The organism is Streptomyces sp. NPDC005574 (assembly GCF_040605435.1).
Taxonomy (GTDB): Bacteria; Actinomycetota; Actinomycetes; order Streptomycetales; family Streptomycetaceae; genus Streptomyces.
The window spans coordinates 42386-55339 of record NZ_JBEXCW010000036.1; the positions used below are offsets into that span (position 1 = coordinate 42386).

The window sequence follows — 12954 nt, forward strand, 5'->3', positions numbered from 1 at the left end:
ACCCCCGGAACAGGGGTGCGTCTCAGGTTTTGGACAGCTGCGATCCTGACACAAGGTGCATTGATACGAGAAATAGCTACACTCGGTCAGGTTGATCGACTACGGCTATCAGTGACTGCGAGTAAGAGGTACGGCCATGCTCCCCGCCCACCCCCACGGGCGCAGGCCCCCGAGCCTCGCGCAGCTGCGCGCCTTCGCCGCCGTGGCCGAGCACCTGCACTTCCGTGACGCGGCCGCCGCGATCGGCATGAGCCAGCCCGCCTTGTCGGGTGCCGTCTCCGCACTGGAGGAGATGCTCGGCCTGACCCTCCTGGAGCGGACCACCCGCAAGGTGCTGCTGTCACCCGCCGGCGGCCGGATCGCCGTACGCGCCAAGGCGGTGCTGGCCGAGGTCGCGGCGCTGCTGGAGGAGGCCGAGGCCGTCCGGGTGCCGTTCACCGGGACCCTGCGGCTCGGCGTCATCCCGACCGTCGCGCCCTATCTGCTGCCCACCGTGCTGCGGCTGGTCCACGACCGCTACCCGGACCTCGACCTCCAGGTCCACGAGGAGCAGACCGCGAACCTGGTGGAGGGGCTCACCTCCGGCCGGCTCGACCTGCTGCTGCTCGCCGTCCCCCTCGGCGTGCCCGGGGTGGCCGAACTACCGCTGTTCGACGAGGACTTCGTGCTCGTCACACCGCTCGACCACCCGCTCGGCGGCCGGACGGGCATCCCGCGCGAGGCGCTGCGTGAGCTGAACCTGCTGCTCCTGGACGAGGGGCACTGTCTGCGCGACCAGGCCCTCGACATCTGCCGGGAGGCGGGCCGCGCCGACGCGCCGGTCACCACCACCGCCGCCGGTCTGGCCACTCTGGTCCAACTGGTCGCGGGCGGCCTCGGGGTGACCCTGCTCCCGCGCACCGCCCTCAGGGTGGAGGCCACCCGCAGCGACCGGCTGCGCACCGGATACTTCGCCGAGCCCGCACCCGCCCGCCGGGTCGCCCTCGCCATGCGGACCGGCGCGGCACGCGGCGTGGAGTACGGCGAACTGGCGGCCGCACTGCGGGAGGCGCTGCGTCCGCTGCCCGTACGGGTGCTCGACCAGGACGACTGAAAGCCGCCCCGATCGTTCAAATGAGCCCCGGACAAAGCCTTTTGAGAGACGTCGCGGGGCAACTTCCGTCAGCCGGGGACAGGTAGCGGGAGTCCGCCCGGGACATGCGCACGGACTGCTACACATTCCCTCCTCAGCGTTACGCGTCAGGCGTATGTGCGACAGGTCAAGGGGAGTGATGTCGGGCCTTCGCGATCCCCTCGACCGGGTCGGCCAGGACCTGCTGGCGCCGACCCTGATCGCCTGCGGGCGGGCGGAGTTCACCGGGGAGCTGCGGGTCTTCGGTGATCCCGGTGGCGTCTTCCATCTGCGCGGGGGTCTCGTCGTCGCGGTCGAGAGCCCCGGCGCGCCGGGCCCCGAGGCGCTGCTGCTGCGGTCCGGCCGGGTCAGCGGAGAGGAGTGGGCCGGTCTGGTCCGGGAGTCGGGCGGCTCGCGCTGGCCGGCGGCCGGTCTGATCACCCACGGGTACGCGGGCGCCGCGCAGTTGCGGGTGGTGTGCGCGATGGCCCTGCACGACGCGGCCTTCGCGATCGTCGCCGGCCAGGTGGACAGCTGTGAACGCGTCTCCGCCGACGAGCCGTTCACGCAGCTCGCCCTGGGGGAACCGGCCGCCAGGGTGCTCCAGGACGCGGCCCGCAAACTGTCCGCCGTCCTCGCCATGCCCCAGCCCGTACGCCCGGACCGTGAACGCCCCCGCCCCGCCCCGCTGCCCACCGGCACGCTCACCGGACTCCGGCAGGAACTGCTCGCCCACGCCGACGGCCGCCGTACCGCCCGGGACCTCGCGTTCCGCACCGGCCGCGGGGTCTACACGGTCACCGTCGAGGTCGCCCGGATGCTCGCCGAGGGCCTTCTGGTGTGCGCCCTCGCCCCGCCGCCGATCCCGGTGCTGGCCATTCCCGAGGGCCAGGGCGTGCACCACCGCAAGCCGGAACTGCCCGAGCCCCGCCCGCCCGCACCGTCCCCGACACCCGCCCCGCTGCCCCGCCGTAAGCCCGGCGGATTCTTCCGCACGCGGAACGGAGCCCCCAAGTGAAGCCGACCGGACCCGAACAGAGACAGGGAAGTTGACTGCATGGACCGCAAAGCCCTGGCCATGGAAATGCGCGGCCTGCGTGAGCAGGTCACCGGAATCACCGACACCGCCGTGGCGGCCGCCGACGGACTGCTGATCGCCGCCGACACCGCCGACTCGATCGACCCCGAGGGCCTCGCCGCCCTCGCCGCGGCCGGCCTCGGCCTCGCCCGCCGTACCGCCGAGGCGACCTCACGCGGCGCGCTGCGCCGGACCGTGGCCTACGGCAGCCACGGATGTGCCGCCTTCTACGCGGTCGGCGACACCGCCCTGATGGTGGTGCTGGGCGACGAGGGACTGGACGTGGACCGCCTGCACACGGCGAGTCAGCCGGCCTTGGACCGCATCGACGCGATCCTCACCGAGAAGGCCCCGGAAGGAGTGTGAAGGGATGGCGACCAAGCGTATGTCCGCGAATTTCTCAGATCAGGTGATGGGCCTGGTGAAGGCCCTGCGGTCGGACGCCCCCGAGTGCGTGGCCTCCGGCGCGGTCGACATGTCCACCGGCATGCTGCTGTCGTACGAGACCGTCGACAACCATCCGCCCGAGGTCCTGGACCTGCTGGCGGGAGCGACCCTCGACCTGTTCCAGGGCCGCACGGTCGTCATGATCGAGGACGTCTTCAAGGAGCGCCGGGGAGTGGCGAGCGACAACCACTTCTTCCAGGAGATCCTCGTCAACAGCGAGAACCTGACGCATCTGTTCGTGCGGATGAACGACCAGCAGGACGTCGTCGCCGTCGTCGTGTGCCGCAAGTCGGTGAACGTCGGCATGCTGTTCGCCCAGGTGCGGCGCGTGGTGCGGGAGTACAGCCTCTGAACGCGCCCCCGCCCCCTCCTTCTCCCGGGCGGGAAAGGGAGGGGGCGGGGCCGCCGGTTCACTCGGTGCGCAGCCCGTCGGGCCGCATCAGCCGCAGCAGCGGAGGCAGGCTCAGCAGCGTCACCAACAGGACGACGGAGGCGCCGAAGCCGGCCATCGTCAGCACGCTCGCCCAGTCCACGCTCACCGTGGTGCCCGTCATCTTCAGCAGCGTCGCGCCCAGGGTCAGCCCGACCGCGCCGGCGAGGACCAGGCCGAGCGCGATGGGGATCGCCGTCTGCCACAGCACCGACAGGCTCAGCGTCCGGCGCCGGGTGCCGAAGGCTACCAGCGCCGACAGCAGCCGCTTGCGCTCCCGCAGTTGCTCCAGCTGGGAGACCAGCAGGCTCACCCCGATCAGCGCCAGCACACAGGCGGCGCCGACGAACAGGCCGGTGCGGATGGAGGTGAACCGCTCGGACCGCTCGGTCTCCGTCCACGTCATCGGATCGATCAGCGGGTCGATCCGGGCCACCGTGTTGCGGACGTACTCGTGTGCCAGCGGGACCGCCGGGTCGAGCGAGATGTAGACCTGCGAGCGCAGCTGCGCCGTGGCCTTCGCGGGCAGGGCGGCCGAGGTGATCAGCAAGCCGCCGCGTTCGGCGCCGCCCGGGTCGTTGCGGGCCCCCGCCCGCTTCAGGTCCCGGGGCACCGGCCAGGCGAACGGGGCGTTGCCCTTCTCCCCGGTGTAGGCGGGGTCGAGGTACAGCGTCCGGCCGGGCTCGGCCAGGCCCCGCGTGTCGGAGTCGCCCTCGGAACCGTTGATCGCGAAGGCGTCCCCCTCGCGGCACGAGGGCAGCGTCGCCACCTCGCGCAGGGCAGCGCAGTCGCCCACGGTGAGCTGGACGGTGACCTTCGGGTCCTTGCGGCGGGCGCCGACGAACCCCTCGGACATCGACACCACCCGCCGTACGCCCTGGGTGCGGGTCAGGTCGCCGGTCACCCGGGCCGCCGGGGTCCCGGCCGGGACCTCGACCTCCATCTGCGCCCGGGTCAGGTCCTGCCCGGTGTCCCTGGAGTAGTCCGACTCCACCCCGGCGAACAGCATCTGGAGCGCGATCGCGCCGGCCACCGCCACGGCGATGCCGTTGACCAGGCGGGCCGCGGTGCCGCTGCTCAACTGGAGCCTGCGCACAGCCAGTTGCCAGGCCACCCCGCCGGCGCCGAGCCGGCCGACGACCGCCTCGACGGCCCAGGGCAGCAGCGCGGTGATGCCGACCAGCAGGAGCAGGACACCGCCGGTCACCAGGTACTCGTTGAACGTGCCGTCGTCGCGGCCCTGGCCGAGCATCGGGGAGAGCATCGCGAGCCCGGCCACCGGCAGCAGCAGTCGCCACCACAGCCGGCGCCGCGCCGGCTTCGCCGTACGCACCACGCCGAGCGGTTCGATGACCACCCCGCGCAACGCGAACAGGGTGACCAGCACCGCGGCCGCCGGAAGGGCGATGACGACGAGTGCGGCCAGGGCGGGCGAGGGGTTGAGGTAGCTCGGGAACACACTGATCTGGAACACCTCGGCGGAGCCCGCGATCTCGCGGCCGATCAGGAAGAACCCGGTGCCGAAGACCAGTCCCAGCGCCGCGCCCGCGACCGCCTCGCCGGCCGCGATGCGCCGGACCATGCGGCTGTCGGAGCCGACCAGCCGCAGCGCCGCCAGCCGCCGGTCGCGCCGTTCGCCGCCGAAGCGCACGGCCGCGGCGATGAACACGCCGACCGGCATCAGCAGCACGATGAACACCACGAGGACGAGCAGGACCAGCACCGGGTCGGTGCTCTCCGGACTCGGGTGGGGGTCGCCGAAGTGGTCGATGCGGGCCACGGTCGGCGGCTGGATCTTGCCCGCGAGGTCGTCGGAGCCCGCGTAGTAGGCGAGTTCGTGCGAACCGATCAGTCCCGGCTCCGCGATGGTGCCGGTGATCCGGTACGGCAGCCGCTCGCGCAGCAGCCGGCCCCCGTCGGAGTCGAGCAGTTCCTTCAGCGCGGGGGAGACGACCATGTCACCGGGCGCCGGGAACTTCGCGAGGCCGGGAGGCAGCGGGGCGCGGGCCCCTTCGGGCTGCATCAGCCGGCCGCGGACCTGCTCGTCGCGGTACGTCGTGTCCACGTCGGACACCACGAGGGTGTCGTCGGCCGCGGGCTTGGGGGTGAAGTCGTACGTGTAGTCCAGCCGCGCGTCCTCCCGCTCGCCGCGCACGTTCAGCGCGCTGGGCAGGGCGGTGGTGAGCAGCAGCAGCGCCACCCCCAGTCCCACCCCGACGGCGGTGAGCAGGGCCCGGACCCAGCCCTCGCGCCCACCGCCGAAGGCGAACCGGACCCCCATGGCCAGATCCCTGGACCACTGGCGCACGCTCATATGGCGCGCTCCATGTCGCGGGACCTGCCGTCGCGTACGACGATCTCTCGGTCGGAGTAGGCGGCCACCCGGGCCTCGTGCGTGACGAGCACGACGGCCGCGTTGGCCGAGCGGGCGGCCTCGGTGAGCAGTTCCATGACCCGCTCGCCGTTGAGGGAGTCGAGGGCGCCGGTGGGTTCGTCGGCGAAGACCACGCGCGGGTCGGTGACCAGCGCGCGCGCCACGGCGACCCGCTGCCCCTGGCCGCCGGAGACCTCACCGGGACGCTTGGCGCGCAGGTCGTCGACCTCCAGCCTCTCCATCCAGGTGAGGGCGGCGCGCTCGGCCCGCTTGCGGGGGGTCCCGTTGAGCCGCAGGGGCAGCGCCACGTTCTCGACGCAGGTGAGTTCGGGCACGAGCTGGCCGAACTGGAACACGAACCCGAACTCCGAGCGTCTGAGCGCGCTGCGCTGGGTGTCGCCCATCGTCGCCATCTCGCGTCCGTCGTAGGTGATGGACCCGGAGTCGGGCGGCACGATGCCGGCGAGACAGTGCAGCAGCGTCGACTTGCCGGACCCGGAGGGGCCCATCACGGCGACGACCTCGCCGGGGTGGATGGAGAAGCCGGCGCCGTCGAGGGCGACGGTGGGGCCGTAGGTCTTGCGCAGACCGTCGGCGGCGAGCAGGGAACCAGCCGGATGTGTCACGGGGCCACCGCCTCGGCGAGCTTGTCGAGGCGGGCCGCGGTCAGCTCCAGCCAGCGCAGGTCGGCTTCCAGGTGGAACAGGGCGTGGTCGCAGATCAGTTGATCCGCGAGGTCGCCCTTGCGCTTGCGGTCGGTGAGGATCCGCATGCTGCGCAGGTGCTCGGCGCGCTGGACGTCGAGGATGTCGCGGGCGTCGCGCCGGGTGAGCAGGGCGAGGACGACCTTGGTGTACAGCGTGGACTGGAGGTACGGCTCGGGCTTCTCCGGTGTGGCCAGCCACCGCTGCACGTCGGTGACGCCGGCCTCGGTGATCGCGTACCGCTTCCGTTCCGGGCCGCCGCCCGCCTCGATGCCGTCGACCTCCACGAGGCCGTGCTTCAGCAGCCGCGACATCGTCGAGTAGACCTGGCCGTAGTGCAGCGGCCGGTCGTGACCGAACTTCTCGTCGAAGGCCCGCTTGAGGTCGTAACCGTGGCGGGGCCCGGACTCCAGGAGTCCCAGGAGGGTGTGACCGATGGACATGTGAGCACTGTACATACCGTGTATACGCGCTATGTATACGTGGCGTGCGCAGATCATGGCGGACGGTCGGGGAGCGCAGGTGGGAGGCGATTGTCACGGTTTCGCTACACGGGCAGCCCGGGACGTCAGGGGGTGCGGGGCGGCCGCCCCCTGCGGGGCTGCGGACCCGCCTCGCCGGGCAGCCGGCCCGCCTCCTTCAGGGCCCGCCGCAGCAGGAACTCGATCTGCGCGTTCGCCGACCGCAGTTCGTCGCCGGCCCATCGCGCGAGCGCCTCGTGCACCAGCGGGTCCAGCCGCAGCAGCACCTGCTTGCGCTGCTGCGGCCGGCTCCGCGGGGCCTCGCCCCCGGGGGTGTCCGTCACTGGTAGAGGGTCCCGGTGTTGAGGACCGGCTGCGGTGCCCGGTCGCCGCACAGGACCACCATCAGGTTCGACACCATCGCCGCCTTCCGCTCACTGTCCAGCTCCACGATGTCCCGCTCGGCGATCCGGTCCAGGGCCGCCTCGACCATGCCCACCGCGCCCTCCACGATCTCCCGCCGGGCCGCGACGACCGCTCCGGCCTGCTGGCGCTGGAGCATCGCCGAGGCGATCTCGGGAGCGTACGCGAGGTGGGTGAACCGCGACTCGATGATCTGCACGCCGGCCGCCTCCACGCGCGCGTGCAGTTCGACGGCGAGCTTCTCGGTGATCTCCTCGGCGTTGCCGCGCAGCGACAGGCCGTCCTGCTCGTGCGCGTCGTAGGGGTACTCGATCGCGATGTGCCGTACGGCCGCCTCGGTCTGGGTGGCGACGAACTCCAGGAAGTCGTCCACCTCGAAGCTGGCCTGCGCGGTGTCCTCGACCTTCCACACCACGACCGCGGCGAGCTCGATCGGGTTGCCGTAGGCGTCGTTGACCTTGAGGACGGCGGTCTCGTGGTTGCGCACGCGGGTGGAGAGGCTGGTGCGCGAGGTGAAGGGGTTCACCCAGCGCAGTCCGTCCTCGCGGATCGTCCCCCGGTAGCGGCCGAAGAGCTGGACGACCCGGGCCTCGCCCGGCGCCACCGTGTTCAGCCCGCACATCGCGAGGAACGCGGCGATGCCGACCAGAATGCCGGCGACGATCAGCCCGGCCTTGGGGCCGGACCCGGTCATCGTCGTCGCGGTGGCGATCATCCCGGCGCCGAGCAGCAGCCCGAGCAGCCCGAGCAGCAGTGCGAGCCCGCCGCCGATGCTGTTCGCGGTGAACTCCCGCACCCGGGGTGCGGGCATCTGCGGTACGTCGGGTGCGTCCGCGGGCGCGGTGGATTCGTGTACGGACATGGAGGTCCCCCGTTTCGTGGTCTGCGGAGCCGCTGCCGCCGGGGCGCGGCTCCGGGCGGAGCTCCGGCCCTGCTCGGGTCATAGCTCCGATCTAGCTAAGTGATATCACTTTAGCGCGCTGGGACCCTCTCCGGGCAACCCTCGGACCGGTTTGTTCGTCGGTTCCGTTGACACGGGTGCTGATTCTCACCCCGGCGAAAGACCGGATCGCGGCCCCTTTGTCATAGACAGCGGTGTTAGCTTTCTGAGCTGACCTGGGCCCACGTACGGGCGTGACTGCCGAGTAGGAAGCGGAGCGAAGCGACTCATGGGGCGAGCGGAAGACAGACGAGCGCGGCAGCGCGGTGGTCGCCGCGCTGCGCCGAGGAGCCGTTCCTCACAGGCGGTCATCGAACCGGAGGCGACCGTCGTGGGCCACGGCCGGGCGGCGGCCAGGAAGGGTTCCAAGGCGGGCCGGGGCGCCAAGACCGGCAGCAGCGACAAAAGCCTCATACGCAGGATGTTCACCTGGAAGAAGATCCTGGGCACGTTCTTCGGCCTGTGCCTGCTCGGCATCGGCGGCTTCCTCCTGATGTACCTGATGATCGGCATCCCCGCCGGCAACGCCGACGCCAAGCTCCAGAGCAACGTCTACAAGTACAGCGACGGCACGACCCTGACCCGCGACGGAGACGTCAACCGCGAGGTCGTGGACCTCGCGCAGATCCCCAAGGGCGTCCAGCGGACCTTCGTCGCCGCCGAGAACAAGACCTTCTACAACGACGCCGGCATCGACCTCAAGGGCACCGCGCGCGGTCTGCTCAACACGGTCTCCGGCAAGGGCGCGCAGGGCGGCTCGACGATCACCCAGCAGTACGTCAAGAACTACTACCTGACCCAGGACCAGACCGTCACGCGCAAGCTGAAGGAAATGGTCATCTCGCTCAAGCTGGACCGCGAGAAGTCGAAGGACTACATCCTCGCCGGCTACATCAACACCAGCTACTACGGCCGAGGCTGCTACGGCATCCAGGCCGCCGCCCAGTGCTACTACCGCGTCGACGCCGGCAAGCTCAGCGTCGCGCAGGGCGCCTACCTCGCCGCGCTGCTCCAGGCGCCGAGCCAGTACGACTGGGCCGTCGCCACCGACACCGGCAAGAAGCTGGTCAAGGCGCGCTGGAACTACGTCCTGGACAACATGGTCGGACAGGGCTGGCTGGACAAGTCCGAGCGGGACGGCATGAAGTTCCCCGTGCCCAAGGGGCCCAAGCCCTCGGCCGGCAAGAAGGGCCAGATCGGCTACCTCGTCGACGCGGCGAACAACTCACTCGCCCGCCAGCTCGTCGCGCAGGGCAGCGCCGAGGACGCCAAGCAGGCCGAGGCGATGGTCGAGGCCGGCGGCTGGACCATCACGCTCAACATCGACCGGAAGAAGCAGGCCGCGCTGGAGGCGTCCGTCAAGGGCCAGCTGACCAGCAAGCTGGACAAGAAGAAGCGCAAGGTCGACGGCGACGTACAGGCCGGCGCCGTGTCGGTCGACCCGAAGACGGGCGCGGTCGTCGCGATGTACGGCGGCGTGGACTACCTCAAGCACTTCACGAACAACGCCACCCGCCGCGACTACCAGCCGGCCTCCACCTTCAAGCCGGTCATCCTCGCCGCCGCCCTCGACGAGGGCGCCGAGACGCAGGACGGCACGAAGATCACCGCCAACACGCTCTACGACGGCACCAGCAAACGCCCCGTCAAGGGCAGCGACATCGCCTTCGCCCCCGAGAACGAGGACGACCAGGACTACGGCGAGGTCACCGTCCAGACGGCCATGAACAAGTCCATCAACTCCGTCTTCGCGCAGCTGGGCGTCGACGTCAGCATGGAGAAGGTGCTGAAGGTCGCGGCCGACCTGGGCATGGACACCAGCGGGCTGAAGGCGGTGCCCGCGCAGACCCTGGGCACCATGGGCGCGAGCCCCCTGGAGATGGCCGGCGTCTACGCGACCCTCGACAACCACGGCAAGAAGGTCACCCCGGCCCTCATCAAGTCGGTGCAGAACAGCAGCCGCAAGGTCCAGCTCCCCAACCCCGTCGGGGCCCAGGTCGTCAGCCGCGAGGCCGCCGACTCGGTGACCTCGGTGCTCACCGGCGTGGTCGACGACGGTACGGCGCGGACCTCCGTGCGGGACAACCCCAGGCGCAACGGCCAGAAGGTCGCCGGCAAGACCGGTACCTCCGACAACAACAAGTCGGCCTGGTTCACCGGCTTCACACCGAGCCTGGTCACCTCCGTCGGCCTGTTCGGCGAGAACCCCAAGTCCCACGCCCAGGTGTCCCTGACCGGCGCGACCGGCCTCATCCCGAGCCCCGGCCGCATCAACGGCGGCGGCTACCCCGCGCAGATCTGGGCGACGTACACCTTCGGGGTGCAGACCAAGGTCACCAAGTTCGACCTGGAGACCACCCAGGGCGCCGCGGTCCAGCCGCCCCCCTCGGCGACCCCCTCGAAGTCGCCGACCGCCTCCCCGTCGCAGACCTCGTCCTCCCCGTCACCGTCGTCCGATCCGACGCCCTCCGACACACCCACGTCCGCGCCGCCCACGTCGTCGTCGCCCACGGCCCCGGCGACCAGCGAGGAACCCACGGACCCCGAGACCTCGCCGTCGGGCGACGTCTCGGACGCTCCCCTCGACCCGAACCTCGGGCAGTGAGGGCCGAGCGCGGACGGTGAACACGAGAAGGGCGCCCGGCACAGGCCGGGCGCCCTTCGTCGTCGTCACGCCCACCTCAGGTCCGGTTCACCTCGAACCACACCACCTTGCCGGTGCTCAGCCGGGTCGCGCCCCACCGCCTGGCCAGCTTGTTCACCAGGTACAGCCCGCGCCCGCCCTCGTCCGTGGCGCGCGCCTGCCGCAGCCGGGGCAGCTGCGGCACGTCGTCGCCGACCTCGCACCGCAGCACGTCGGTGCGCAGCAGCCGCAACGTCACCGGCCGCGACGCGTACCGCACGGCGTTGGTCACGACCTCGCTGACCAGCAGCTCCACGGAGTCGCTGAGCTCCTCCAGACCCCAGCGGGACAGCGCCCGCCGCACCAGCCGCCGGGCCTGGCCCGGAGCCGCGTCCTCCGGCTCCAGGAACCAGTACGCCACGTCGCTCGGCGCGATCCCGTCGAAGCGGGCGGCGAGGAGCGCGATGTCGTCGTCCCGGTCACCCGGGCCGAGCATGTCGAGCACCTCGTCGCACAGAGCCTCCAGCGGCGGCGGATGGTCCGGCCCCGTCAGCTGCGCGGTCGCGGCGAGCTTCTCCCGCAACTGCTCTATCCCGGTCCACACGTCCCGCAGCCGCGACTCGACCAGCCCGTCGGTGTACAGCAGCAGGGTGGCCCCGGCGGGCGCGTCCAGCTCCACGGCCTCGAAGTCGACGCCGCCGACACCGATCGGCGCGCCCGGCGGCACCCGCAGCACCTCGGCCCGGCCGCCCAGGTGCAGCAGGACCGGCGGGGGATGCCCGGCGTTGGCGATCGTGATGCGGTGCGAGACCGGGTCGTAGACGGCGTAGAGGCAGGTCGCCATGCGGTCGGTGCCCAGCCGCTGGGCCTGCTCGTCGAGGTGGTGCAGGACCTCCTGCGGGGGCAGGTCGAGGCCGGCCAGCGTCTGCGCGGTGGTGCGCAGCTGGCCCATGATCGCGGCGGAGGTCATGGAGTGCCCCATGACGTCACCGACGACCAGGGCGACCCGGCTGCCGGGCAGCGGGATGGCGTCGTACCAGTCGCCGCCGACTCGCGCGGTCTCGGCGGCCGGCAGATAGCGGGACGCGAGCCGCACCCCGGTCGGGCGGGGCAGCGTCTCGGGCAGCATCGTGCGCTGGAGCTCGTCGGCGATGTACGCCTCCCGCCCGTACAGCACGGCCTTGTCGATGCCGAGCGCGCTGTGCGTGGCCAGCTGCGCCGCCACCAGCAGGTCGTCGGCCTCGAAGGGGATGCGCTCGGGACGGCGCAGGAACAGTGCCGCGCCGATCACCCGGCGCCGGCCGCGCAGCGGGGCGAGGATCGCCCGCTGTCCGCCGGGTACGACGAACTCGCTGCCGTCGCCCAGCAGTTCGGGCAGGGCGGCACGGGCCGCCGGCGTGTCCGTGAAGACCGGCCGAACACCCCGCAGCACCTCGGCGAGAGCGCTGCCGGTGCGCACCTCGCACAGCTCGGTGCCGATCGTGTCGAGCCCCGACGCCTCCGGCGGCTCCTGCTGGAGGACGCCGGCGTACCCCGACTCGGTGTCCCGCTCCTCCGGGATGCGGTCGGTGCGGCGCAGCCGCAGCACGAGCGGCCCCACCGGCCGCTCGTCGCCGACCGGCAGCGGGTCGCGCAGATACACGAGGATCGCGTCGGAGAACGTCGGCACCGTGGCCCGGCACAGCCCCATCACGATCTCGTCGAGGTCGATGCCGCGGGCGATCCGCCGGGTCGCGGCGCCCACGAACCGCAACCGGTCCCCGTCCCGCCGCATCGGCGTGGGACGCCCGGGCGCCAGCCCCTGCCCGGTCCGCCGCTCCTGGCCGGGCTGGCCGGCCTGCCCCGCGGGGAGGCGGTGCTGCTCGGTGCCCGGCTGGGCGGGGATGCTCTCCGGCGCGGGCCGCGGCCGGTGGGTGTCGGGCTCGGCGGCGGACGGCTGCGAGTGCTCGGGGCCCTCTCCGCCGTCCGGGCCGCCCTTCACGCCCTTGCCGGACGCGGCGGGCCCACCGCCCGGCCCGGGGGGCGTGACGGTGCCCGGTGCGGTCGTGCCGGGCCCTGACGGGGTCTCCCCGGTCCGCGCCTGCGCGGGTAAGGCGTTCACCCCCGGGTGCGGCGGGGGAGGCGGCGAGGAGGGCGTCGAGGAGTGCGCCGGGGAACGCAGGAGCGCCCCGCGAGGGTCCGCGGGGTCGGCGCCGGTCTCAGGGCGCTCGTAGGAGATGGGATGCTCCGTCACGCGTGTCGAATCCGTCCGTCCGGGGCTGCACGCCGCGCGCGCAGTTCGTCCCGCAGAAATGCCGATACCCGGAATACGCGTCCCCGGAACGGAATTCCCGCGTGGTCAGAGGCTGTTCCTGTGTCACCGC

General features: G+C 72.0%; 11 protein-coding genes. 5 read left to right on the forward strand and 6 right to left on the reverse strand.

Annotated elements, in window-relative coordinates; translation table 11 throughout:
• The first annotated feature begins 136 nt into the window (after positions 1 to 136).
• The 4 genes from ABZT03_RS23145 (at position 137) to ABZT03_RS23160 (ending at position 2988) form a co-directional block, all read left to right on the forward strand.
• Positions 137 to 1093, forward strand: a complete 957-nt coding sequence (locus ABZT03_RS23145) for a hydrogen peroxide-inducible genes activator (RefSeq protein ID WP_356042146.1) — start codon at positions 137 to 139, stop codon at positions 1091 to 1093.
• Between the two features lie 178 nt (positions 1094 to 1271).
• Positions 1272 to 2129: a MarR family transcriptional regulator gene (locus ABZT03_RS23150; RefSeq protein WP_356042148.1), complete on the forward strand. Its 858-nt coding sequence runs from the start codon at positions 1272 to 1274 to the stop codon at positions 2127 to 2129.
• A gap of 39 nt (positions 2130 to 2168) precedes the next feature.
• Positions 2169 to 2555 (forward strand): roadblock/LC7 domain-containing protein, encoded by a 387-nt coding sequence (locus ABZT03_RS23155; protein ID WP_356042150.1) that lies wholly within the window; start codon positions 2169 to 2171, stop codon positions 2553 to 2555.
• Positions 2556 to 2559: 4 nt separating this feature from the next.
• The gene (locus tag ABZT03_RS23160) at positions 2560 to 2988 is read left to right on the forward strand and encodes a hypothetical protein (RefSeq protein ID WP_356042152.1); all 429 of its coding nucleotides are present in this window, start codon (positions 2560 to 2562) and stop codon (positions 2986 to 2988) included.
• A 58-nt stretch (positions 2989 to 3046) separates the two neighbouring features.
• On the opposite strand, the gene ABZT03_RS23165 is transcribed toward ABZT03_RS23160, so the two are convergent.
• The 5 genes from ABZT03_RS23165 to ABZT03_RS23185 form a co-directional block, all read right to left on the reverse strand.
• Positions 3047 to 5380, reverse strand: coding sequence for an FtsX-like permease family protein (locus tag ABZT03_RS23165; protein ID WP_356042154.1), 2334 nt, complete (start codon positions 5378 to 5380; stop codon positions 3047 to 3049).
• The gene (locus ABZT03_RS23170; RefSeq protein ID WP_356042156.1) at positions 5377 to 6066 is read right to left on the reverse strand and encodes an ABC transporter ATP-binding protein; all 690 of its coding nucleotides are present in this window, start codon (positions 6064 to 6066) and stop codon (positions 5377 to 5379) included. Before ABZT03_RS23170 ends, ABZT03_RS23165 begins: the two co-directional genes overlap by 4 nt.
• Entirely contained in the window at positions 6063 to 6587 is a 525-nt protein-coding gene (locus ABZT03_RS23175) for a PadR family transcriptional regulator (RefSeq protein WP_356042158.1), read from the reverse strand. The genes ABZT03_RS23170 and ABZT03_RS23175 overlap by 4 nt, the downstream gene beginning before the upstream one ends.
• Positions 6588 to 6712: 125 nt before the next feature.
• Positions 6713 to 6949, reverse strand: coding sequence for a hypothetical protein (locus ABZT03_RS23180; RefSeq protein WP_356042160.1), 237 nt, complete (start codon positions 6947 to 6949; stop codon positions 6713 to 6715).
• Positions 6946 to 7890, reverse strand: a complete 945-nt coding sequence (locus ABZT03_RS23185; protein ID WP_356042162.1) for an SPFH domain-containing protein — start codon at positions 7888 to 7890, stop codon at positions 6946 to 6948. The genes ABZT03_RS23180 and ABZT03_RS23185 overlap by 4 nt, the downstream gene beginning before the upstream one ends.
• Before the next feature lie 307 nt (positions 7891 to 8197).
• Here ABZT03_RS23185 and ABZT03_RS23190 point away from each other — a divergent pair, with 307 nt between their 5' ends.
• On the forward strand, positions 8198 to 10573 hold the full coding sequence (locus ABZT03_RS23190; protein ID WP_356042164.1) for a transglycosylase domain-containing protein: 2376 nt from the start codon (positions 8198 to 8200) through the stop codon (positions 10571 to 10573).
• Between the two features lie 76 nt (positions 10574 to 10649).
• Here ABZT03_RS23190 and ABZT03_RS23195 read toward each other — a convergent pair whose 3' ends face one another.
• Positions 10650 to 12824, reverse strand: a complete 2175-nt coding sequence (locus tag ABZT03_RS23195; protein ID WP_356042165.1) for a SpoIIE family protein phosphatase — start codon at positions 12822 to 12824, stop codon at positions 10650 to 10652.
• Between the last annotated feature and the right edge of the window lie 130 nt (positions 12825 to 12954).